Consider the following 24653-nt stretch of genomic DNA (forward strand, 5'->3'; position numbering starts at 1 on the left):
CCATATAAACTTTAATTTCTTGCGGTAGCATTTTAAACTTATCGGGCAACGTGGCAAAAATGGGTTATATATCAGAACTGTAAACCAGCAGAAAAAATCATTCATGTATACTATTACAGCCGATAACCGAATTGCCCAATAGTCATAGAAGAAAGTGAATTTATTTATTAATAAAGTAAAAACAAAAAAATCAAAAAGCTGCTTTGCTTATTTACTTACTTCTTCTTATATTTGAAATATGTACAACTCACATAGCATATATTATGAAAGTGATACAGGTCAACCCCAAATATAAATTGTGGTATGCATTCGGCTTATTCGCTGTCTTCCTCCTGCTTCTTTCGGTTTATTACGCAGTCACGCGGAACATTACCGAAACACTATATAACGTGCCAACGTGGGGGATTCCTTGCATATTCATCTATTATATCTTTATTCATAGAATGAAAATTATGATTACCGATGAAAAAAAGCTGGTCTACAAACTTTCATATAGCCTCTTTTATGAAACCATTCATATTCTGGAAATAGATAACATCATTTTGGAAAAAGGTTTCCTGTTCAATCGCGTTATTATCTATTACAACGCACAAGAAAAAATCGTGTTACACCCCCAAGACAGTTCCGCTTTTTTGGAATCGCTAAAGCTTGTTCGTAAAAGAGACAAATAGAAAAGTAAAATAATATTTCGAGTTTCACTACCGAGAACTCACAACCTTAAAAAGCATTCAAGAAACGAATACCCTCTTGAATGCTTTCTTTTGCCACTTAAATCTTATAAATATTTGGGAAATATACAGAAAGTATTTATCTTTGCACTCACAAAACCCAAATAACACAATCTGATTAAACCCATGAAAAGAATGCTAACATATAAAAGTCTGCGAAACATGACGCCTTTACCAGAGGCGCACGGTTACCGCATTGCGTGCATTCACTGGGTAAGCGGTTTCCGCTAAGTTTCTCTGCACATATAATTACTATGTATCACACGCGAAAGCTCATACAGACTTCCGGCGCGGTGTTGTTTCGTGTAAAAAGCAAGTATAAACTTAAAAACGTTTGTGTTATGTTTACCATCATAGGAATCATGTTTACAGGTGTGGCTATCGGCTACCTGTTCAAGAATATCTCTTTTTTAAAGAAAACAGAAAAAACCATCTCATGTACCATCGTGCTTTTACTTTTTATTTTAGGTATTTCAATAGGCTCAAATAAACAAATAATTGACAATCTTGGCACGTTTGGGTGGCAGGCGGCAATCATTGCTGTTTCGGCAACGTGTGGTAGTATCCTCGCATCGTGGATGGTACTGAAACTGTTTTTCAAGAAAGGAGGCAAACAATGAAAGGTAGCTTAATAGTTTTGTGCGTTTTCATAGTAGGTTGTGTATTGGGTACAACCGGCATACTTCCTGCCGATTGGCAAAACTCCCATCTTTCTACGTATGTACTTTACGCATTAATGTTGCAAGTGGGGCTGAATATCGGTTCAAATCCTAACCTTAAAAATCTTGTGAAAGAAATCCGGTGGAAGTTTTTGCTCATCCCCCTTGCGACAATAAGCGGCACGCTGCTGTTTTCGGCATGTGCCAGCTTTTTGCTGACGAAATGGAGCGTGTTCGACTGCATGGCGGTGGGCAGCGGATTTGCCTATTACTCACTGTCGTCCATCCTCATCACACAGTTTAAAGAGGCATCGCTGGGCATCCAGCTTGCCACGGAACTGGGTACGATAGCCCTGCTCGCCAATATTTTCCGCGAAATGATGGCACTGCTGGGTACACCCCTGCTGGTGCGCTACTTCGGTAAACTTGCGCCCATCTCGGCAGCAGGAGTCAACTCGATGGACGTGGTACTACCCATGATTTCACGCTTTTCAGGGAAAGAAATGATACCCGTGGCTATTTTCCACGGTATCCTTATCGACCTCTCCGTGCCATTTTTCGTATCTCTCTTTTGCCGACTTTAACTATACATCGTACTGCGGAACGCCGGTGAAAACATTCACGATATGCAGAAATGTTTCAAAATATAAACTCGCAATCGTCCAACAATCAAAAGTAATGATTAAATTTGCAGAAAATTGAAACAGAGACAAGCATAGCAAAATAGGTAAATGATAGAGAAACATATAGTTTTAGAAGACGTAGACCCGGTTGTTTTTTACGGAGTGAATAATGCTAATATACAAATGATAAAGGCATTATTTCCAAAATTACGAATCGTAGCACGCGGAAACGTTATCAAAGTAATGGGAGATGAAGAAGAAATGTGTGCATTCGAAGATGCCATTACTGCTTTGGAAAAACATTGCGTGGCTTACAATTCGCTTAATGAAGAGGCATTGTTAGATATCGTCAAAGGCAATTCGCCCGAAATAGAAAGGAAAGGAGATGCCATCGTATTTAGCGTAACCGGAAAACCAATAACTCCGCGCAGTGAAAATCAACAGAAACTGGTAAAAGAGTTCGAAAAAAACGATATGGTATTCGCTATCGGTCCGGCAGGGTCGGGAAAAACCTATACCGCCATAGCCCTTGCGGTACGCGCACTCAAGAACAAAGAAATACGCAAAATCATCTTGAGCCGCCCTGCCGTAGAAGCCGGCGAAAAGCTGGGATTTCTTCCGGGCGACATGAAAGACAAAATAGACCCTTACTTACAGCCGCTCTATGACGCCCTGCAAGACATGATTCCCGCTGCCAAGCTGAAAGAATACATGGAACTGAATGTGATTCAAATAGCTCCACTTGCATTCATGAGAGGACGGACGCTGAACGACGCGGTGGTCATCCTCGATGAAGCCCAGAATACAACCACGCAACAAATAAAAATGTTTCTTACCCGCATGGGTACAAACACTAAAATGATTGTGACGGGCGACATGACTCAAATAGACCTTCCGGCGTCACAAACATCGGGACTGAAACAAGCGATGAAGATACTTAAAGATGTAAAAGGCATCAGTTTCGTGGAAATGAACAAAAAAGACATTGTACGCCACAAGCTGGTAACACGCATCGTAGAAGCGTACGAAAAATACGAAGAAAATTCTTTCACTAAAAAACAAATAGAGAAATGAGTCAAGCATTAACAAAAACAGATTATCACTTTCCGGGACAAGTAAACGTGTATCACGGGAAAGTACGTGATGTATATAACATCAATAATGAGAAGTTAGTAATGGTTGCAACAGACCGTATATCGGCATTCGATGTAGTATTGCCCGAAGGTATTCCTTACAAAGGACAAATGCTGAATCAGATTGCTGCCAAATTTCTTGATGCTACACAAGACATCTGCCCGAACTGGAAACTTGCTACACCTGACCCAATGGTGACCGTAGGCGTTATGTGTGAAGGATTCCCGGTAGAAATGATCGTACGCGGATACTTGTGCGGAAGCGCATGGCGTGCTTACAAAGCCGGTGCCCGTGAGATTTGCGGCGTACGCTTGCCGGAAGGAATGCGTGAAAACGAAAAATTCCCCCACCCCATTATTACTCCGACTACAAAAGCCGAAATGGGTATGCACGATGAAGATATCTCGAAAGAAGAAATCTTGGCACGCGGACTGGCTACTCCCGAAGAATATGCCACTTTAGAAAAATACACCCTCGCCTTATTCGAACGCGGTACGCAAATGGCTGCCGAACGTGGTCTTATCCTTGTAGATACCAAATACGAATTTGGCAAGCATAACGGACAAATTTATCTGATGGATGAAATCCATACTCCGGACTCAAGCCGCTACTTCTATCTGGAAGGCTATCAGGAACGATTCGAAAAAGAAGAACCTCAGAAACAGCTTTCAAAAGAATTTGTCCGCGAGTGGTTGATGGCTAACGGATTTCAAGGACGGGAAGGACAACAAGTGCCCGAAATGACTCCGCAAATCGTAACTTCTATCAGCGACAGATATATCGAATTATACGAACATATCACAGGCGAAACATTCGTAAAAGCTGATACAGCACATTTGGCAGAGCGTATTGAAAAGAATGTTCTCGACTTTTTAGAGAAATAACAATACCATCCAACCTTACGACATACGTTTCGGGACGTGTTTCGATACACGCCCCGAAATTATAATTTCTTCAATCTTCCATAACATGAACTACCCTCAAGAAAACATCAAACCCTATAACAAAAGCGAAAGTAAAGCCGCACAAGTGGAAAAGATGTTCGACCATATCGCTCCGGCATACGACACGCTCAATCATGCGTTGTCATGGAACATAGACAAGTGCTGGCGACGTAAAGCCATCAATCTGTTAAAGCCTTTCCACCCGCAACACATTATGGATGTAGCCACGGGAACCGGCGACTTCGCTATCCAAGCATGTCGGGTACTCCAGCCCAAAGAGCTTATTGGAACTGACATCTCGGAAGGAATGATGAATATAGGAAGGGAAAAAGTAAAACAAGCCGGACTAAGCAACCGGATTTCTTTTGCAAAAGAAGACTGTACCTCACTCTCTTTTCAGGAAAACCGCTTCGACGCCATCACCGTGGCATTTGGAGTAAGAAACTTTGAAGATTTAGACCGAGGATTGAAAGAAATGTACCGCGTACTCATACCGGGCGGACATTTAGTTATACTTGAACTATCCACGCCGGAGAAGTTTCCCATGAAACAACTCTATGCACTCTACTCTAAAATAGTTATCCCCACATTGGGAAAAATGCTTTCGAAAGACCGAAGTGCCTACACATACCTGCCCCAATCAATCAAAGCCTTTCCGCAAGGAGAAATAATGACAGAAATCATACGCAAGGCAGGGTTCAGCCAAGTTAAATTCGAACGCCTCACGTTGGGGATTTGTACGCTCTATTTTGCTACTAAATAATCTTTTTAACCCTTTACACAGATGAAAAAATATGGCTTAATCGGATATCCGCTCGGACATTCTTTTTCAAAGAACTTCTTTAATGAGAAGTTCCGTTCCGAAAATATCGACGCCGAATACGTTAATTTTGAAATCCCTACTATCGAAGAGTTTCCCAAGATTATTAATTCGACACCTAATCTTGCCGGAATAAACGTTACGATACCGTATAAAGAAAAGGTTATCTCTTACCTTGACGAACTGGACAAAGATGCTGCCGCTATTGGAGCTGTGAACGTTATCAAGCTGGTACGCAACTCGAAAAACAAAATCAAACTTGTAGGATATAACTCTGATGTCATCGGATTTACACGCTCTATCGAGCCGCTTCTGGAACCTTGCCATCAGAAAGCATTGATTTTAGGTACCGGAGGCTCATCGAAAGCTGTCGATTGCGGACTGAAGCATTTAGGCCTGCAAACCCTGTTCGTTTCGCGGAGCCGGCATAATGACAATACGGTTACGTATACCGAACTGACGCCGGAAATCATGGACGAATATAAAGTTATCGTCAACTGCACGCCCGTGGGCATGTATCCGCAAGCCGATGTTTGTCCGGATATTCCTTATGATTGCCTCACTTCACAACATCTGCTTTACGATTTGCTGTATAACCCCGACACTACTCTTTTTATGAAAAAAGGTGAAGACCGTGGAGCTACGGTTAAAAACGGACTTGAGATGCTTTTACTTCAGGCGTTCAGTGCATGGGATATTTGGAATCAATGAGTAAATGTGTATGAACAAACGAACTACCGCTCTTAGCTTAGGCATTACGCTACTGGTCTTGATTGCCGGAACTGTGGGAGGCAGTTTTTATATGCTTAAATACGCCTTGAGCCCTGAAAACCGGGGGAAGGATATGGCAGGTTCTCTTACCTATATGGAAGAGATGTACCCACAGATAACACCGTGGGTAGACAGCCTGCAAAATGCTCATGCGCTTCGCGATACGTTTATTACTGCACCCGACGGAACACGCCTCCATGCCTTTTATGCTCGTGCTTCACGCCCGCGGAAAGAAACTGCGGTTATCGTCCACGGGTATACGGATAATGCTATTCGCATGTTCCACATCGGGTACATGTATAATCGTTCGCTTGATTACAATATCCTTTTACCGGACTTGCGCTACTCAGGTTTAAGCGGAGGCAATGCCCTCCAAATGGGATGGCTCGACCGCAAAGATGTTATGCAGTGGATCGATACTGCTCCTGCCCTTTTTGGGGATTCGATAGAAGCTGTGGTGCATGGCATTTCGATGGGAGCGGCTACTACCATGATGCTCTCAGGTGAGCAACTTCCGGCGTATGTTCGTTGTTTTGTAGAGGATTGCGGATATACCAGCGTATGGGAACAGTTCAGCAAAGAACTGAAAGAGCGGTTCGGGCTGCCTCCTTTCCCATTGCTTTACACGGCAAGCTGGCTCTGCCAATGGAAAAACGGATGGAATTTTCACGAAGCATCGGCTGAGAAACAAATAGCTCGCTGCCATAAGCCCATGCTTTTCATCCACGGCGACAAAGACGACTTTGTTCCTACATGGATGGTATACGAAGTATATAAAGCCAAACCTGATCCGAAAGCCTTATGGATTGTCCCCAATGCCGGACATGCCACCTCTTACCTGCTTTATCCCGAGGAATACACACAGCGTGTAAAACGCTTTGTTGAAGATAATTTAAACGACAGGCCCTAAAGAGAGCCTGTCCTATCTTTTTATCAGGCATAATCAAAATGATTATGCCTGTAATTCTTCACACTCTTTTAACCATAAAGCCGCACTTGCGTCGCTCGGCATACGCCAGTCGCCACGCGGACTTAAAGAAACCGAACCTACTTTCGGACCGTCGGGCAGACAAGAGCGCTTAAACTGCTGCGAGAAGAAACGGCGGAAGAAAGTGGTCAGCCATTTTTTTATCGTCGTACTGTCGTACACGCCTTTGAAAGCTATTTCTGCCAAGTAGAAAATCTTTGCCGGACGCGAACCGAAGCGCAGGAAATGGAACAAGAAGAAATCATGCAGCTCGTATGGACCTACAAGGTCTTCTGTTTTCTGCTTAATGTTTCCATTTTCGTCTGCCGGAATCAGTTCGGGACTTATCGGCGTGTCGATGATATCAAGCAACGTGTTTCGCGAAAGCACATCCACTCCCGTCTGTGCCACCCAATTAACCAAGTAACGCACCAACGTTTTAGGAATACTTACATTTACGCCATACATTGACATGTGGTCACCGTTGTAGGTTGCCCATCCCAAAGCCAGCTCCGAAAGGTCGCCCGTCCCGATAACAAGTCCGCCCACTTTATTGGCATAGTCCATCAAAATTTGGGTACGTTCGCGCGCCTGCCCGTTTTCGTATGTCACATCATGAACGGACATATCTTGTTCGATGTCTTGGAAATGCTGGATACAGGCATCTTTTATGCTGATTTCTTTCGTGGTTACCTGCAACGAACCCATCAGCGCAATCGCATTGTTATACGTACGGTCGGTTGTTCCGAAGCCCGGCATCGTGATGCCGGTAATTCCCTTGCGAGGCAAGCCCAATTTGTCAAATGTTTTCACACAAACCAGCAGAGCCAACGTCGAATCTAACCCGCCGGATATGCCTACCACCACGTTTCTGCAATTCGTATGCACCAACCGTTTTGCCAGTCCTGCCACCTGTATCGAGAATATTTCCTCGCAACGTTCGTCCAACAGTTTGCCACCGGCAGGAACAAACGGATGCGCATCTATCGGACGGGTAAGTATCAGCCCGCGCGACGGAACAAGTTCGGTGGATATATGCTGCCCGCCCAACTGGGAATATTTACGCACGGCGGCAGCAAAAGTGGTATTCGTCAGACGTTCTCCACGCAAACGCTCAACGTCTATTTCGGTGGAAACCAGTTGCTCTTCGAACGAAAAACGTTCAGAGGCAGCCAACAATGTACCGTTTTCATAAATCAGCGCATTGCCGGCAAACACCACATCGGTGGTCGATTCGCCGAAACCCGAAGAGGCAAAAACATACCCCGCAAGACAGCGTGCCGACTGCTGGCTCAACAGCGAGCGCAAATATTGGTGTTTGCAAATGTTTTCCGTATCGGCAGACATGTTGAAGATAATCTCGGCTCCTTTAAGTACCAGCTCCGAACTGGGAGGTATGGGCGCCCATACATCTTCGCATATTTCAACTCCGAAACAGACGTCGGGGGTATCAAACAGTAAATTCCTGCTAACTTTAACCAACTGGCCGCAGAGACGAACCATCGTAGTATCAGGATGAGCGTCTGCCGAAGCGAACCAGCGCTGCTCATAAAATTCTTTGTAATTAGGCAAATAGGTTTTAGGCACTACCCCCAATATTTTGCCCTTCTGAAAGACTACCGCACAATTTAAAAGCGTAGAGTTTACCACTACCGGCATACCCACAATAGATATGATGTCAAACTGGCGCGTGTTATTCATAATCTGCATCAGGGCAAGCTCAGCCTCTTCCAACAGGATTTGCTGGCCGAACAAATCGCCGCACGAATAGCCGGTAAGATTCAACTCCGGGAAAATCAAGATTTGTACGCCTTTTCCATCTGCCACCACAATTTGGGTTTCAGTTTGCTGTGCGTTAAATTTACAGTCGGCAACTTTCACCGCCGGAACAGCCGCCGCCACTTTCACAAAACCGTATTTCATATAGTGTATTGTTTATAATCGAATTGAATGATGCAAAAATAAGGATTTATTGTGACATTCAGAACGTCTCTACGCTCAAAAAAAGAGATACCTTCACCCAACGGCACACACTTACACGCAGGCAAGTGCAAACTTCACGTTTGATTCATTCGCACTTTGCCCACGTGATCTGTGTGTGTTAACCCTCAATTCAATAAATCCTATATATGATAGTCCTTTGTTTAGTTTGATATAATAACAACTCATGTCTGAAAAAGGTTCATAATAAACCGATTATTTTTTTCTGATGAGAAAAATTTCCACCGTTATGCCCCCAGAAAACGCTACCGTTAGCGTTGATTATTCCATGCGGTAGCGTTCACCATTTCTACCCGTAGCGTTAACCTGCGCTATGGGTAGTGTTTTCAGTCCCTGAAAAAGCCCAATAAAGTTTAGAGCCTGTTCATTTAAATTTTCCGATTAAGTATTTTTATCTGCTCCTTTTTGAGTTTGTTTCCGGTCTGTTTCCCCGAAAACAATTCTCAAACCGCAGGCAGAGCAAAATTTAAACGCTCTTAACCCAACCCGATAAAAAAACATGCCCATATCCCCTATCAGGATACAGGCATGTTTTCTAAAAGTAGTCTTACCGAATGTCGGCTGTCAGGCTTCGGCTGCTTTCTTAGGTGTTTCTACGAAATCGGTTTCTCCGTTTGAAATCAACAGGTTATACCACTGAATCAGTTTTTTGATATCGCCGGTATGAACGCGGTCGCGATCGTAATTAGGCAGCACTTCTGCCATGAACTGATGTAATTCTTCAGAAGATGCCTTTTTATAGTCGATAGAAGTAACGGCACCGTTTTCTTTTGTCTTTACAGACTCCAACACTTCGCCCAAAGGCACTTCATCGCCATCGGTATACATTGCGATATCGCCCAAAGAAATCACTTTGTCGCTTGCGTAAACCGGCATTCTTTTTCGATCGGCACTAACAGCTTCTACAATCAGCATATTTTTTGCTTGAGAAATCAGTTTATACAGCCCCGGTTTCCCAGAGATGGCTAAAATAGTCTTCAACATAATGTTTATCGTATTAAGGTATTTAGTATTATTTTATTATTCAGGGGGCAAAAATACAATACACGAATGACATACACAAGCTATCGGATAGGTTTTCGCTGTATTAACGCCTGAAGCAGTTGCTCTAACTGGGATTCTAACGGACGAACTCCATCGTTTATGAGCAAGAAATCGGACTTCCGGCGGTTTTCTTCATCAGAGGCTTGAGCAAGTATCCGGACACGCACTTGTTCTTCCGTCGACTTATCGCGCTCCATTGCCCGACGGATACGTACGTCTAAAGGCGCATATACGAATAATACCTTGTCGACCGCACGATTAAAACCTGATTCAAAGAGAATGGCGCTCTCCATCCCTACCATTGAGGCTCCAGCCTTTTCCTTCATCCTTGCCCAACTGACAAAATCATCGTAAACGCGCGGGTGGATTATTGCATTGATGCGCTGTGCGTTTTCTTTACATGCAAACAGATAGTTCGCCAAAAGAGGCTTGTTAAGAATGTTATTTTGATAAACATCCTCTCCCAGCAAGGCAGTCAGCTCCTGCCGAATCTGCGGATGAGACAACGTCAGCCGTTTCGCTTCGCTATCGGTATCATACACTTCGATACCTTTCGCTCTCAACAAGCGCGAGACATAAGATTTGCCACTTCCTATCCCGCCTGTAATACCTAACTTTATCATTTTGATTATTCTGTTCCTTCTTCTACCGGCTGCTGTTCAATGAGGTAATCAACCTCCTCCGGAACAATACGGACATGGTTTACAAAATCGGGCTTACTACGCAGGGTAAGCGGAATTTTGCTGCTCTTGTTATTTAATAAGTCTTCGTAAGAAACACCGATAAAGAAATCATTTTCAGAAACGCGCTTGAAATTTTTCAATCCTACCTGAAAGGCAACTTGCACACGCGAAGGGAAAGTACGCAACACTTTTCCTGCCGGGAAATTCAATCCCACAACCGGTACTTCCACCGTTTTCTCAGAGTACATATCTACGCAGATGGTAACATCTGTAAAGGCAGGAGCAAACTTCGCTCCTTTTACTTCCTGTAAATGAATGCGCTGAACCACCGTATCTGTTATATTCTCTAAATCAAGAGGCTCTGTATATGCGGTAGTAATCGAATTAAGCACATCTTTGGGTGCATATACTACCACCGAGTCAGGAGCAAGCAAAATATTGGAAATATAGTATTGCCGCCCTGCCACCATACGTCCTTTCGCTGCAACAGGAACTTTCTTGGCGTTTCCCCTCGTATAAATAAATTCAATCACATTAGGACGAACAGACAGTAGCTTGGTAGAGCTGGCAAGCTGAGAAGTGATTTTCTTGTTAAACTCCGCCAAAGGTATGGTTACTTTAGCTCCTTTGTCCTGATAGTCCTGAAAATCGAAAGATATAGGGAAAAATGTGCGTCCAAGCATATAATTAAGCAGAACCGTTCCGCGGTCTTCTACGCTAACCCGTATCTCATTCGGTATTTCGGAAGTCATGACAACCTCCTTCGGTACATTCTTCAAACGCACCGGAATCTTAAACTCGGTTTGATAAGTGTCGTTCATCGTTTGAAGCAACCAAAAGCAAAACGATACGATGACGAAAAACAAAAAAATCAGAAGTTCCCTACTCTTTGCACTGAGCAGGAAACTTCTGATTTTTCTTAAACCTATTAAATAATATCTTTTTATGTTCTTTCGAGCGAACATAATCATCACATATTTTTATTTTGACTGCGCCGAAGGAGCTTGCGCATCTGCATAAATAGAGTTCTTGTCTACTTTAATCTTTACGCTCGGTGCTATTTCAATGATAACGGCATTATCTTCGATAGATTTGATTTTCCCGTAAATTCCACCCGCAGTAACAATAGATTGACCAACCTCCAAGTTTTTACGGAAATTAGCTATTTCCTTCTGTTTTTTGTTCTGAGGACGAATCATGAAGAAATACATGATAGCAAAGATAGCTACCATCATAATCAAGAAAGAATAATCAGCACCGCCTTGTGCCTGCAAAGGTACAGTTAACAAATTCATACGTTTTTACTTTTTATCAAATTAATATTAAACCTCAGCAAATATATTAATTTTTAGTCAGTTTATTTTCCTTTTTTAATTGATTAACAATTCCATCCAGTGTTCCGTTGATAAATCCGCCACTCTTGGGAGTGCTATACAATTTGGCTATTTCAACGTATTCATTCAATGAAACATTAATAGGAATATTCGGGAAACTCAGAATCTCAGCCAAAGCTATCTGCATGATGACTACATCCATCACCGCAACACGGCTCAAATCCCAATTCTTGGAATTCTCGCTAATCAGATGGCGATAATAATCGGCATTCAAAATGGCGCGACGGAATAAGCGGCGTGCGAAATCCTGATCTTCTTCATCTTTAAATTCCGGCAACAACTCTTGCTTATCTCCGTTTTTCGGATCGAAACGTTTTATGGTTTTCAATACAAAGGTATCTACTATTTCTTTATCATCGTTCCAATACAAACTTTGGTCTTCAAGCACGTCGTCAAGAGCCGCGTTGTTGAATATGATTTTTTTGTAAATCTTTCTCCACACTTCGCGATCTTCCTCATACGAAGAAGTTTCACTTGCCATGTATTCCTTATAGATATCACTCTGCATGATTTGTTCACAAAGTGATTTTATAAACTCGGCTTCATTTTCCCACGTCTTTTTCTGACCGGAAACAAACTCATTCAACTGACGGTTTACTTCCAGCTGGGCAATAAACTGATTTTCTACAAACTTGGTATTCGGGAACAACTCTTCTTTAGAAGGTGCAAGTTTGTTTTTTCCTGCCTCCAAACGCCTTGCAGCATACTTTGTAACTTCCACCATGAGAAGAAGAAGATAGTTATACAAATCATACGCTTTGGATAAACTAAAGAACAACTCTTTTTCTGCAGTATCCAAGTTTTTACCTCCGTTCTGATAATAAGCGTAGATTATCTGAACTATCTTAAGACGAATAAGAACTCTGTTAATCATAACAACAATAAAAGATAAACATAAATTTTCAGGCTGCAAAAGTAAACAAAATCCCTCATACAGCCTATAGTAGCAAGATATTTTTTCTATTTTTTTAGCGATTATAGTTTTTTATCAACCCATTTCTTTGCGTATTCCGAAAAAATCTTCAAATTTGAGGGCATTTTTTTAACGAAACAAACGAGCTATTATGGAAGATTTGAATAAAAAGAACAAAGCGGAGGATAAAGAAATCGTTTTTTCAAAAACTGTAAAAGCGGGCAAACGTATTTACTACCTTGATGTAAAGAAAAGCCGTAAAGACGAAATGTTTCTTGCCATAACGGAAAGCAAGAAAGTATTCTTGGAAGAAGGCAATGAACCGCAGGTTAGTTTTGAGAAACATAAAATCTTTTTATATAGAGAAGATTTTGACAAATTTATGAACAGTCTTCAGCAAACTATTAATTATATAGAGGAAAACTCTCCAAAAACTCAGTCCGAATCTTCACAAAAAAGAGAGAAAAACGCAGGGTATGATGAACCATTAAAATCCGACGAAATCAAAATAGATATTGATTTTTAGTCGAATCTGTTGGTCACATCAAAGAAAATATCTATCTTTGCCGCGCTTTTTTAAGCTATCGTGTGACATATTTGCATCGTGTGATGGCGAATTAAGCAAAACAACAAACTTAATTTAGAGTAACACAAAAAATTAAAGAAATGAAATCAATCCAAATTCAGGGTTCTGCAAGAACCGAAACAGGCAAAAAGGCCACGCGCGACTTGCGCAGAAATGACAGTGTTCCATGCGTATTGTACGGATCTCAAAAAGATGAGAACGGCAAACAAATCGCTACTCACTTCTCAGTTACAGTAGATGGTTTGCGCAAGTTGGTATATACTCCGCACATTTATGTAGTAGATCTGAACATTGACGGAAAGATCGTAAACGCCGTAATGAAAGATATCCAGTTCCACCCGGTAACCGATGCTATCCTGCATGTAGACTTCTACCAAATCGATGAAAACAACCCGATTGTAATGGAAGTTCCTGTACAGTTGGAAGGCTTGGCTGAAGGTGTTAAAGCCGGTGGTAAGTTAGTTCTTCAGATGCGTAAGCTGAAAGTGAAAGCTCTTTACAACGTAATCCCCGAACGTATGGTTATCAACGTTAGCTCTTTGGGCTTAGGAAAAACTATCAAGGTGGGCGAATTGAGCTACGAAGGCTTGGAAATCCAAAACGCAAAAGACGCCGTTGTTTGCGCTGTTAAGTTGACTCGTGCCGCACGTGGCGCGCAGGCTGCTGCCGGAAAATAATTTCCAACGCTTTTAAACAAAAATCCCTCTGTCAATGAAATATTTGATTGTAGGACTGGGAAATATCGGTGATGAATACCGAGATACCCGTCATAACATAGGATTTATGGTATTGGACGCTCTTGCAAAGGCGTCCAATATTGTTTTTAGCGATAAGCGTTACGGAGCTGTCAGCACATTGTCATTAAAAGGTCGCCAACTGATATTGCTCAAGCCGTCTACCTACATGAATCTGAGCGGGAACGCTGTACGTTATTGGATGCAACAAGAAAAAATCCCCCTTGAGAATGTATTAATCGTGGTAGATGACCTTGCCCTACCTTTCGGTAGCCTGCGGCTGAAAGGAAAAGGAAGCGATGCCGGACACAACGGACTGAAACACATTGCTACCACCCTCGGCACACAAAATTATGCCCGACTGCGTTTCGGCATCGGGAATGATTTTCCACGGGGCGGACAGATTGATTATGTGTTGGGACATTTCGGCGAAGAAGACATGAAACTGATGCCAGAACGTTTGGAAACGGCAGGAGAAATCGTAAAAAGTTTTTGCTTGGCAGGACTGAACAATACGATGAATCTGTATAACAACAAATAACTAAAAGACTATGCCCGAAGCAAGAATAGACAAATGGATGTGGGCTGCCCGCATATTCAAGACTCGCACAATTGCTGCCGAGGCCTGCAAAAAAGGTAGAATATCAATCAACGGTGCACAGGCGAAACCCGCCCGCATGGTGAAACCGGGCGATGTTATTCAGGTGAGAAAGCCTCCCGTTACTTATTCTTTCAAGGTGTTACAGGCTATCGAGAAGCGTGTAGGAGCCAAGTTAGTGCCCGAAATCATGGAAAACGTCACCACCCCCGACCAATATGAATTGTTGGAAATGAGTAAAATCAGCGGATTTATAGACCGGGCTCGTGGAACGGGACGCCCGACCAAGAAGGAACGGCGCGACTTGGATGAATTTTTCACGCCCGAATATCTGGATGACTTCGACTTTGATTTCGACGACGAAGACGAAGAATAGTTCATACCCCCACATTTTTCTACCCGTAGCGTAAACCCTTTCATGCGGATGAAACAGACATCCTATCCGCATGGAAGGGTTTACGCTATGGGTAGAATTTCAATGTCCTTTCAGACACAAAATTTCCCTCTTCCTCATATAACATCCCTACCACACAGTACAGCAAGAAAGTAATCTTCATTACCTTAATTTCTTAAATTATGGTTAATACTGTTTTAACTGTAAGATTTTTATTCTAACTTTGTTTAATTACATCATTAAACTACCAGAGATATGAAACTCAAACACTTTTTAGCAGGCATTACTTTAGCAGCATGTACATTTATTTCAACATCTTGCTCTGACGATGACTATTCGCCCATTACGTTAATCAGCATATCTGAGCAAGCTCCTTCCATCAATGAGGAGACCAACACCCTTACGTTTAATCCGTTTAATGACGGAGTAAGTTTCCATATCAGCGGAGGAGATGGAGGCAGATACATCATCCGCAATTCCAACCAAGAGGTGGTAGACTTTGATTACGATGGTGAAACGCTGATTATCAAGCCTTCTACCTTAGGCGAAGCCACTATTGCCATCCATGACAATTCGGGTAACAGCTATACCCTGAAGATTATTGTGGAATATACTTCGGTATCTTTTCAAACAACAAGCATAACAACCGATATAGAAGCTCCCAACATGACACAAGCGAGCATCAAACTGTTGGAAGAACAAATCATAGCAGACAGCCCGGTTGCGGTGGAAAGTATTTTCACTTTTACTTACACCAACAAGGAGCAGACGGAAGGCAGTGTAACGATTGCGCCCAACAGAGCGGGACAAAGTTCGAACGGCATTTTCACTCAAGAACTGAAATACACGCAAGATACAGGCACGTCTTACATTGAGTACGCGATTACCCTTGCCGGAAACGAAAGCCACGTTATGATGTTAATGTCTCAAACTGATATCACACGTGAGAGTCCGCTCGTTCCGATGAGCATGGTAGAAGATGTAACTGCCACTTACCAAACCACTTATCCGGACTTAGAGAGTGCCCGACTCATTTTTACGGTTATTACTCAACCTTAATATTGTATGATGTCTGTTCCGGAAACATCGCGTATCGAACTCCAGTCTTTCGACTGGTTTAAACGCATCGAGTCAATTCACAGCCACCCGCCGGCTTCGCTCGAAAACCTGCAAGATAAGTACATAAAACTTTACAAAGTATTAGAGCAAGCCTGCTACGAACTGACTGCCGAAACCACACTTGCTTTTGCCAATCTCTTCTCGCGGTTGGATTATATATGCAAGGCAAAAAAGATGACTCCTTCTGACCGGTATGCCATCCAGACCATGCGCAGAAATTGCAAGGCTGCCTTACAAGGCAACTACCAAACCGACCTTTCTGAATACCGTTACGATTTGCGCGCCATCGCACAGTTTGTTTCGGCAAGTTTCGACACTCCCATACCATCATCGTTGCTTGCCGAAATACCTGCTTCCAACCGCCCGTACAGGGAGAGTCGCCAAACCCAGCTTCCCTATCTGCGCGCATCTGTTACAAGCTGGGACGACACACATATCTTTGCGGCAACCGATGACGATGAAAGTCCGTTCATTATAATCAACTATGCCAAAGGCGGTTACAATGGCGATTTGCTTTACCTGAAAGACATCCTTACCGAGAATATGCCCATCAACCTGCTCGATGTGCGGATTGATGATGAACGTCAGTATATCCCCGGTCTCGTTATCGTCCACCCCGACTACCTGATAGACATCAGCTCGCTTGCCGTATGTTTTCGAGAATATGGCAGACATCCGCTCAATTACTTCATCAACAAGCTGAAACCCAGAGCCAACACTGCACCCATCCTGTTAGGTAACCTCGCCAGCCAGTTTCTGGACGACTATATCAACGAACGCGAAGACGCCCCGGTAAGTTACCCGAACACGGTAAAAAAGTTTTTCGCTTCTTCGGCGCTGGAGTTTTGTACGTGTCAACTTCCCGACAACTTTCATGCGCAGGCTCAAACACAAATGAGTAACATCCGCTCGTTTGTCCATGAAGTATTTCCCCGAAACATCCGCACCTTCAACAAACATAACATCCTGCTCGAAGCCTCTTTTATATGCGAGCGTCTGGGGTTGCAGGGACGAACGGATATGTTGCAGAAAGATTTTAACGTACTGGTAGAACAGAAGTCGGGCAAACGAGACGAGTATAACCATCATAGCCACAAGGAAGACCATTTCGTACAGATGATGCTGTATCAGGGTGTGCTGATGTACAACTTCGGATGCAACCCTGAAAACATACAGACGTTCTTGCTTTATTCAAAGTATAGCGACGGTTTGATGATGGAACACTTTGCCGAAAATCTGTTCCGCGAAAGTATCTGTCTTCGAAACCGTATCGTAGCCAACGAGATGGCTTTTGCCGAAGGAAGCATTGAATCGGTTATCAAAAATATTGACACAGAAACCTTGAATGAGTTTCATTTCGGCGGCAGACTGTGGAACGATTTCCAAAAGCCGGAACTGCAAAAAATTATCAACACACTGAAGGGAGGTACGGAACTGGAACGTGCCTACTTCCAGTGCTTCTTTACATTCATCTCTAAAGAATCTGTTTTGAGCAAGACGGGAGGCAGAAACGACCCGGCTAATGGTTTCGCCGGAACATGGCACATCCCGCTTCACGAGAAAATAGAAGCCGGGAATATCTTGCTCGGACTGACGATTCTTGACAAGCGTAAAAGCTCGCCCGATAAAGGTTACGACCTTATCGAACTGAATATTCCGCAACAGGGAGAAGATTTCTTGCCTAATTTCCGTACGGGAGATATTGTCATTTTTTATGCTTATGACGGAGAACCTGACGTACGCCAACAGATCTTGTTGAAAGGAAGCATCGTAGAAATACAGCCTGACCGACTAACTCTGCTGTTACGCAACGGGCAACAGAACAAAGATATTATCGGTGCAAACGGGGAAACTTTTGCCGTGGAACACGATACTTCAGACGTATCAACGTCGGGTAGCATACGCGGTTTATATGCTTTTCTCAATGCACAGCAGGAGCGCAAGGCATTACTGCTGTGCCAGCGTGCACCATCGAGAACACCCGAACGCCGACTGAACGGTTCTTACGGGCGGTTTGACGAACTGATTTTAAAAGAGAAACAGGCGGACGATTATTTCCTTCTCGTAGGACCTCCCGGCACGGGGAAAACTTCGTGTGCCTTACGATATATGGTAGAAGAGGCGCTGACTGACCCGGCGGTTTCCATCTTGCTACTCTCGTACACCAATCGCGCCGTGGACGAAATTTGCAGTATGCTGGTCGACTCCGGCATCGCCCTGCAAACCCCGTTCATTCGTATCGGACATGAATTTTCGTGCGACAAGCGATATTTGCCCTATTTACTGAAAAACAGTCTGAAAGACTGCCCCAAACTGACAGACATCCGCCGAAAGATAAACCAAACCCGCATTTTTGTAGGGACGACGACCGCTCTCAACAGCCGTTCGTATTTGTTTAACCTAAAGCGTTTCGAACTTGCCATTATCGACGAGGCTTCGCAAATCTTGGAACCTGACTTGATAGGCATCCTTGCTGCCCGGCATGAACAAACCAATGCCATCGGGAAGTTTATTCTTGTCGGCGATTACAAGCAGTTGCCTGCCGTTGCGCTCCAGCAGGCAGAAGAAGCCTCCGTTACCGACCCGCTTCTTCAGTCTATCGGATTAGACGACTGCCGGAACTCGCTCTTCGAACGTTTATACAAGCAAAGCGGCGAAGCGTTTCGCAGTGTCTTACGCAAGCAGGGACGTATGCACCCCGCCATTTCCGAATTTCCGAACAATGCTTTTTACTATAACGAGCGGTTAGAGCCGGTGCCATTGCCTCATCAGGAAGAGATATACCCCTACCCTGATACCCATACGCCTCACGATGACATCGACCGCCTGCTGCTTACCCGACGCATGGTTTTCATTCCTGCCGAAGCTCCGGATGATACAGCTTTGTCCGACAAGACGAACCTCAATGAGGCACGTATCGTCAGCGTTTTGCTGCAACGGGTTTACCGACTGACGGAAAAATATTTCGATGCTCACAAAACCGTAGGGGTGATTGTCCCTTACCGCAACCAGATTGCCATGATACGCAAGGAAGTGACCCGCCTCGGAATCCCTGCGTTAAACGATATATCCATCGACACCGTAGAGCGTTATCAGGGAAGCCAGTGCGATGTTATCATTTACTCTTTCACAGTGCGCAACCTGAGCCAACTGAATTTTCTTACGGCTAATTCGTTTCAGGAAGGGCGTTTTACCATCGACCGCAAGCTGAACGTTGCTATAACCCGTGCACGGAAACAACTTCTGCTGACCGGCAATCCGAATATTCTCGGTGCAAACCTTACCTTTTATAAGTTGATGGAATACATCCGGCTGAACAACGGGTACGTAGAGTCTACTACCTCTGATTTTTGCCGGGCTTCGTTCACACTGCCTGAATACGCAGAAGGATGGTATACGCAAAGCGAAGTTTATCCTGTTCCGGAACATTTCCAGAGGACGTTCCGGGAAACAGTTCCGCCTCCTGCTCCAGAGTCTCGCGCATCCCAGTTGGAAGCCATCGCTTACGGACGTTCCGATTTCCGCACTGCCGGCGGAGAAGATACCGCAGCCTACGTTCATCTGTACAATTATTATTATATGTGCAAGCAATACGCTGCTGCCCGCTCGCTGTACGAAGTGTTCGGAAGTCGGTTACGAGAACTGCTGCGTAACACTTCGGAACACATTGTTTTCTGCGACTTTGCGTATGAGTCGGGGGCATCGGGCTTGGCTTTTGCCGATGTTTGCCGGAATCTGCCGCACACCGGACTGACTTACCTCGGAGTTTGTCCGGAGAAGTGTTTGCAGGAAACTGCCGACACTTTTTTCCGCACGGATGAATACCGCCGCACAAAGACCTTCTTTTATGCGCACCCCGACGAAGTGCCTTCCGGTCTTTGGCCAAACCATGCCGCACGTTCCGAACTGATTGTACTGAATTTCTCCAATCTGTTCGACCGCATCTCAATCGGTGAAGCATGTAGCCTTGCACAGTGGGTCAATCATTTGGTCAAGGCGTATCCGTACAACCGATATGTTACGTTTTATCGTGACGATAGCGGACAGCGCGCCAACCCACACGCATACTTGGCTTTCTGTAACCGACTGACAAGGGAGATGAAACCACTGAACGAGCAGATGCCTTACTGCGAACGGTTTTATTATAAGAAGAACAACCCGCAGACACCCGACTTTGAAGAATTTTTATATGAAATACGAACCTACCATGAGTGAAACCAATAAACGTGCCGTTATCGTCGGCGCTACTTCGGGTATCGGCTACGAGGTAGCAAAGCTGTTAGTGAGCGAGGGATGGCGCATCGGCATCGCCGGACGCCGCGAAGAGAAACTGAAGATGTTACAGTCGCTATCGCCCGACCGTATTTGTTACCGTGTACTTGATGTCCGTCAGCCGGAGGCGGAACAGGCACTACGCAATCTTATCGACGACTTGGGAGGTATGGATTTATACTTTCACAGTTCCGGCATAGGGCATCAGAATTTCAGCCTCAACCCCGACATCGAACTGGATACGGTGGAAACCAACGCCGCCGGATTCGTCCGACTGACTACCGCGGCGTTCCGTTATTTCTGCCAACAACCGAAAGGACATATTGCCGTCATCAGTTCCATTGCCGGAACAAAGGGACTGGGTATCGCACCTGCCTACTCCGCCACCAAACGGTTTCAAAACATCTACCTCGATGCGTTGGAACAATCGGCACGTATGCACCACGCCGACATCCGTTTTACCGACATACGCCCCGGCTTCGTTGCTACCGGATTATTAAACGACGGCAAACATTATCCGCTGATGATGAGCCCGCAGAAAGTGGCGCAACACATCGTCCGCGCGCTGAAACGCCGTAAGCGCATTGCGGTCATCGACTGGCGTTACTGCTTGCTGGTATTCTTTTGGAGGCTGATTCCGCGTCCGCTGTGGAAACGTCTGAACATCCGCAACTAACTTCACCCTCAGGCGGAAGCGGCAACAGCACGCTCACGTTTCACGATGGCACAAAGCCGGCGGTAGACATAAATAAAGGCCGGTATCAGGAAAGCGTCGGCAAACACCCAAGCCGTAGGGTCACCGAAACAGACAGCCCAATATCCCCATAACGGAACGGCTATCACGCTGACCAGTATGCGGGCTATCATTTCAGACACTCCCGAAAAGAGGGCGAGCCGTGTATAACCTGCTCCCTGAATCGTATAACGCAAGATGCAAAGCAGTCCCAGCACAGGGAAAAACGATACCGACACATGAAGAAACAACGCTGTATCGTAGATAATTTCGTGTTCCGACGGAGAGATGAAGAGCAGCGCAAACTTATCGGAAAGTGTCCACAGGATAACGGCTACCACCGCCACGTAACTAAGCATGATAACCGCTGCCGATTTTACACCCGTCCAGATTCGTTCCGGACGTCCGGCACCGTAGTTTTGTCCGCTGAACGTAGCCATCGCAATACCCAAACTCTCCAGCGGACACATAAAGAACATCTTAATGCGCATGGCTGCGGTAAAAGCTGCCACACACGCCGTACCCAATGCGTTATTCGCGCTCTGCAACATAATGCTGCCGATAGCGGTAATGGAAAACTGAAGTCCCATCGGTACGCCTATTGCCAACAGTTGCCGGGCCAGTTCGGGACGAAAACGGCGGTCGGAAGCCGTGGCTCTCAGGATGTCGAACTTACGATACATATAATGATAACACAACCACGCGGATACGCCTTGAGAAAACACAGTAGCTATTGCCGCTCCAGCTACTCCCCAACCAAACAGGAGGATACAAACCAAATCCAAGATGATATTTAACAGGGCAGAAAACAGCAGAAACCAAAAAGGAGTTTTACTGTCTCCCAAAGCACGAATGATGCTGGAAAGCAGATTATAAAAAAATGTGCAAGGAACTCCGATAAACGTAATCAGCAGATAGTAATATGCATCTTGAAATATCGTTTCCGGCGTTTGCATACAGCGCAGGATGTATCCGCACAGCAACGAGGTGATAATGGCAATAACTACCGACATCACTCCTGCCAGTTTCAGACTGACCGACACGTAACGGCGCATCGTAACGTAATCGCGCGCACCAAACTTCTGTGCCACAGGGATGCCGAATCCGCCGCAACAGCCGTTACAAAATCCTAAAATAAGAAATACCACCGAGGTGCTGGCTCCCACCGAAGCAAGCGCGTCAATGCCCAAAAACTTTCCCACGATAGCCGAATCGACCAAGTAATAAGCCTGTTGCAGGAGGTTTCCTAACAGCAGGGGAATCGCAAAATTAAGAATCAGCGGCAAACATGCGCCCGATGTCATTTCTTTTGATTGTGCCATATTTTTCCTGTTTTTCTGACGGGCTGTTCACCGGTAAAACGCTACCGTTAGCGTCAGTCATCCCATGCGGTAGAATTGCCTTACGCTACCCATAGCGTTCACCCGTTCTATGGGTAGCGTTTTTCGACGGATTCCACCCCGTTCAGAACCGCTCCGGAACAGCTTTCTCCAAAAAATTCGCGCAAAAATACGATAAAGTTTGAACAATTTGCAGCCTGCATTCATTAATAACAGAATATACAAGCGTTTTTTGCTTTATGTCAATCAGAGAGACAGGTTTATCCATCATTCCATTGATGTCTGCCCTCGATATTCGTTTGGCGTACATCCGGTATATTTCTTAAACCACCGGCTGAAATGTTGCGGGTAAGCGAAGCCCAACTCGTGAGCTATTTCACTGATGCTTTTCGACGTACCAAACAAGCGTTCTTTTGCCACTTCCAACGTCTTCTGCTGAATATGTTTCAAGGCAGAAAGCCCCGTTTCTTTCCGCAGCAAATCGCCCAAATAGTTTGGCGAAAGACAGAGCTGATCGGCACAATACTGTACGGAAGGCAAACCATCGGCAGCCAATTTATCGGAATGAAATATTCACAGCAGACGAGATAAAAGAACTGGAAGCGAGGTGGCGATGTTACAGTTATTCATTTACCTGAAATCGGGTTACATGGCAATACGCATTTCCCCATGTCCGACTTAAACAATGCAGAAGTGGCAGAACATTTGTCAATGTGGCTACACCAGAAAAGTTTAGATTAAGCGTTTGCCGTAAAGAGAATATTTGCTCAAACCTGCACCTTTTCTGCTGTTATCTCACAGATTTATGTAAATCTGTATAAGGAATAAACCTCTCTGAAATCAAGAGAGTTAGAAGAATTACCTCGATTTGGGGTAATGAGTTGGCAACCGTTCTAATTGCCGTGGTCTGCATCGCTTTGCTTATTGGGGTAACTCTTACGGATGCAAATATAGTGAAATATAACAGGCAAAAAGAAAATGGCTTCATTTTTCTTTTTGCCTGCTTGTGATATTCTATTGACTTAACAAATCGTCATCCGAAACTTGAGATATTATTTCGGTTCGGCGATTATGTAATAGCATTCTTCATGAAAATCATTATCCTTAAAATGAAGAAGCGCAGCACGTGTAGTCTCATTACCATAAGTTTCCACGATGCTTGCATCTTCTGGTAATGTTTTGAAGTCGGCAATAGTCTCGAAAGTTTTATATCCCAAATGTTTTTCCAGCAACCAGCGCAGTCCGTTTTCTTGCCTTTTCAGATTTTCTGCATCAGTAAGGTCAGATGCAAATGCCACTTTGATTTTCACGAAAGGGATGTTGTTCCGTAGTTGGGTGTCGGTCAACAGGAACTCATAACGAGTATCAAGTACGCAATAAACGACATGGGATTGCGGATTGGCAAGCGTAATGCCTCCATCTTTCCAATCGATCCCTAGGAAATCCCTTTCACGCATGATTTGTTTCATCTGAAATGCATATTTCACAGCACCGTCTTTGTATCCTTTTAGAATTATCGGGAAATCGTTTTTCTCAAAGAAATAGGAACTCCATTGAGATGTGAATTTTTCGGACGTACTACTCTCATCCGTTTTCTTTTGATAGACACAATAGGTATCGGGCATGACCGCAGTTGACATCACAATCGAATCGTAATATTGCAGGAACTCGGGATAGCCCAAAGGAGTATATTCGTCTTGATGGTCAAATATCCTAAAGGTCAAAAGGTCAAAAGGTGCTGCTAACGGCGTGTCTAAATTCATAAACGGGTTCAGTTGCACCATTTTAAACTTGAACTTTGCTTCTTCTGGCCACTCTTCAGGTGAAACAGGAGTGTCGGGTTGCGTATCGCTTATTACCTCAAGCAACCGATAAGTGTAACTCGCTCCGTCCTGTGGTGGATTGGCAAGAGTAGTTTTTCGCACCTTCAACTCATAGGCATGTCCTTGCACGTATTCAAAGCCTTCAATGCTACCCATAACAAGCGGTTGCCATTCCGTAGCAGATTGTTCTTTCACCAGCATATGTTCCACCGGAGTGTCACAACCCCATACGGGTTCATAAACAGTTGTTTCGGACACCAACATGATTATATCCGCATAGGTATCACCCAATGTATCGTCATTGTCACAACCACCCCATATAAAACTTAAGGCTGCCAATAAAATGAGAGAAAGATTTTTGATAGTCATGACT

23 protein-coding genes and 2 pseudogenes are annotated in these 24653 nt (G+C 44.3%); 16 read left to right on the plus strand and 9 right to left on the minus strand.

Features of this window, described 5'->3' with window-relative positions:
• Window positions 1-452: 452 nt before the first annotated feature.
• From M3085_RS13900 to M3085_RS10560, 8 genes are all read left to right on the plus strand, one after another.
• Window positions 453-671: a PH domain-containing protein gene (locus M3085_RS13900; RefSeq protein ID WP_410554598.1), complete on the plus strand. Its 219-nt coding sequence runs from the start codon at window positions 453-455 to the stop codon at window positions 669-671.
• A 398-nt stretch (window positions 672-1069) separates the two neighbouring features.
• Complete coding sequence (locus M3085_RS10530) at window positions 1070-1348, plus strand: LysO family transporter (protein ID WP_178256154.1); 279 nt, start codon at window positions 1070-1072, stop codon at window positions 1346-1348.
• Window positions 1345-1971: a lysine exporter LysO family protein gene (locus tag M3085_RS10535; protein WP_178256155.1), complete on the plus strand. Its 627-nt coding sequence runs from the start codon at window positions 1345-1347 to the stop codon at window positions 1969-1971. The genes M3085_RS10530 and M3085_RS10535 overlap by 4 nt, the downstream gene beginning before the upstream one ends.
• Before the next feature lie 147 nt (window positions 1972-2118).
• Window positions 2119-3084, plus strand: a complete 966-nt coding sequence (locus M3085_RS10540) for a PhoH family protein (protein ID WP_178256156.1) — start codon at window positions 2119-2121, stop codon at window positions 3082-3084.
• Window positions 3081-4028: a phosphoribosylaminoimidazolesuccinocarboxamide synthase gene (locus M3085_RS10545; RefSeq protein ID WP_178256157.1), complete on the plus strand. Its 948-nt coding sequence runs from the start codon at window positions 3081-3083 to the stop codon at window positions 4026-4028. The genes M3085_RS10540 and M3085_RS10545 overlap by 4 nt, the downstream gene beginning before the upstream one ends.
• Before the next feature lie 85 nt (window positions 4029-4113).
• Window positions 4114-4851, plus strand: coding sequence for a bifunctional demethylmenaquinone methyltransferase/2-methoxy-6-polyprenyl-1,4-benzoquinol methylase UbiE (ubiE, locus tag M3085_RS10550; RefSeq protein WP_178256158.1), 738 nt, complete (start codon window positions 4114-4116; stop codon window positions 4849-4851).
• Window positions 4852-4872: 21 nt separating this feature from the next.
• Window positions 4873-5619, plus strand: a complete 747-nt coding sequence (locus M3085_RS10555) for a shikimate dehydrogenase family protein (protein ID WP_178256159.1) — start codon at window positions 4873-4875, stop codon at window positions 5617-5619.
• A 10-nt stretch (window positions 5620-5629) separates the two neighbouring features.
• Window positions 5630-6589: an alpha/beta hydrolase gene (locus M3085_RS10560; protein WP_191709270.1), complete on the plus strand. Its 960-nt coding sequence runs from the start codon at window positions 5630-5632 to the stop codon at window positions 6587-6589.
• Between the two features lie 42 nt (window positions 6590-6631).
• On the opposite strand, the gene M3085_RS10565 is transcribed toward M3085_RS10560, so the two are convergent.
• The 6 genes from M3085_RS10565 to nusB form a co-directional block, all read right to left on the minus strand.
• Window positions 6632-8569, minus strand: a complete 1938-nt coding sequence (locus M3085_RS10565; RefSeq protein WP_249052975.1) for an NAD(+) synthase — start codon at window positions 8567-8569, stop codon at window positions 6632-6634.
• A gap of 642 nt (window positions 8570-9211) precedes the next feature.
• Complete coding sequence (locus M3085_RS10570) at window positions 9212-9631, minus strand: DUF5606 domain-containing protein (protein ID WP_178256162.1); 420 nt, start codon at window positions 9629-9631, stop codon at window positions 9212-9214.
• 80 nt (window positions 9632-9711) lie between these two features.
• Window positions 9712-10314, minus strand: a complete 603-nt coding sequence (gene coaE / locus M3085_RS10575; RefSeq protein ID WP_249052976.1) for a dephospho-CoA kinase — start codon at window positions 10312-10314, stop codon at window positions 9712-9714.
• Between the two features lie 5 nt (window positions 10315-10319).
• Window positions 10320-11339: a CdaR family protein gene (locus M3085_RS10580; protein ID WP_178256221.1), complete on the minus strand. Its 1020-nt coding sequence runs from the start codon at window positions 11337-11339 to the stop codon at window positions 10320-10322.
• Between the two features lie 15 nt (window positions 11340-11354).
• On the minus strand, window positions 11355-11669 hold the full coding sequence (gene yajC, locus M3085_RS10585; protein ID WP_178256164.1) for a preprotein translocase subunit YajC: 315 nt from the start codon (window positions 11667-11669) through the stop codon (window positions 11355-11357).
• 46 nt (window positions 11670-11715) lie between these two features.
• Complete coding sequence (gene nusB / locus M3085_RS10590) at window positions 11716-12642, minus strand: transcription antitermination factor NusB (protein ID WP_178256165.1); 927 nt, start codon at window positions 12640-12642, stop codon at window positions 11716-11718.
• Window positions 12643-12832: 190 nt separating this feature from the next.
• Between nusB and M3085_RS10595 the strand changes: the two genes are divergently transcribed.
• The 7 genes from M3085_RS10595 to M3085_RS10625 all read left to right on the plus strand — a co-directional run bounded on the left by M3085_RS10595 (window position 12833) and on the right by M3085_RS10625 (window position 21060).
• Window positions 12833-13207: a DUF3276 family protein gene (locus M3085_RS10595; protein WP_178256166.1), complete on the plus strand. Its 375-nt coding sequence runs from the start codon at window positions 12833-12835 to the stop codon at window positions 13205-13207.
• A gap of 140 nt (window positions 13208-13347) precedes the next feature.
• Window positions 13348-13944 (plus strand): 50S ribosomal protein L25/general stress protein Ctc, encoded by a 597-nt coding sequence (locus tag M3085_RS10600; RefSeq protein WP_178256167.1) that lies wholly within the window; start codon window positions 13348-13350, stop codon window positions 13942-13944.
• A 34-nt stretch (window positions 13945-13978) separates the two neighbouring features.
• Window positions 13979-14542, plus strand: a complete 564-nt coding sequence (gene pth / locus M3085_RS10605) for an aminoacyl-tRNA hydrolase (RefSeq protein WP_204498851.1) — start codon at window positions 13979-13981, stop codon at window positions 14540-14542.
• Between the two features lie 10 nt (window positions 14543-14552).
• Window positions 14553-14975, plus strand: a complete 423-nt coding sequence (locus M3085_RS10610) for an RNA-binding S4 domain-containing protein (RefSeq protein WP_178256169.1) — start codon at window positions 14553-14555, stop codon at window positions 14973-14975.
• Window positions 14976-15248: 273 nt separating this feature from the next.
• Window positions 15249-16052, plus strand: coding sequence for a hypothetical protein (locus tag M3085_RS10615; protein ID WP_249052977.1), 804 nt, complete (start codon window positions 15249-15251; stop codon window positions 16050-16052).
• A gap of 6 nt (window positions 16053-16058) precedes the next feature.
• On the plus strand, window positions 16059-20327 hold the full coding sequence (locus tag M3085_RS10620) for a DEAD/DEAH box helicase (RefSeq protein WP_249052978.1): 4269 nt from the start codon (window positions 16059-16061) through the stop codon (window positions 20325-20327).
• On the plus strand, window positions 20320-21060 hold the full coding sequence (locus tag M3085_RS10625; protein WP_191709836.1) for an SDR family NAD(P)-dependent oxidoreductase: 741 nt from the start codon (window positions 20320-20322) through the stop codon (window positions 21058-21060). The genes M3085_RS10620 and M3085_RS10625 overlap by 8 nt, the downstream gene beginning before the upstream one ends.
• An 8-nt stretch (window positions 21061-21068) precedes the next feature.
• Here the strand turns inward: M3085_RS10625 and M3085_RS10630 are convergent, their stop codons facing one another.
• Window positions 21069-22439, minus strand: coding sequence for an MATE family efflux transporter (locus M3085_RS10630; RefSeq protein ID WP_249052979.1), 1371 nt, complete (start codon window positions 22437-22439; stop codon window positions 21069-21071).
• A gap of 285 nt (window positions 22440-22724) precedes the next feature.
• A pseudogene (locus tag M3085_RS10635) lies at window positions 22725-23000 on the minus strand (helix-turn-helix domain-containing protein); the annotation flags it as partial.
• A 57-nt stretch (window positions 23001-23057) separates the two neighbouring features.
• Between M3085_RS10635 and M3085_RS10640 the strand changes: the two are divergent.
• Window positions 23058-23198, plus strand: a pseudogene (locus tag M3085_RS10640) (alpha/beta hydrolase); the annotation flags it as partial.
• Between the two features lie 311 nt (window positions 23199-23509).
• Here the strand turns inward: M3085_RS10640 and M3085_RS10645 are convergent.
• Window positions 23510-24649, minus strand: a complete 1140-nt coding sequence (locus M3085_RS10645) for a DUF4377 domain-containing protein (RefSeq protein ID WP_249052980.1) — start codon at window positions 24647-24649, stop codon at window positions 23510-23512.
• Window positions 24650-24653: the final 4 nt, after the last annotated feature.

It is taken from the genome of Bacteroides caecicola (genome assembly GCF_023337095.1).
In the GTDB taxonomy this organism is placed as follows: Bacteria; Bacteroidota; Bacteroidia; order Bacteroidales; family Bacteroidaceae; genus Phocaeicola; species Phocaeicola gallinarum.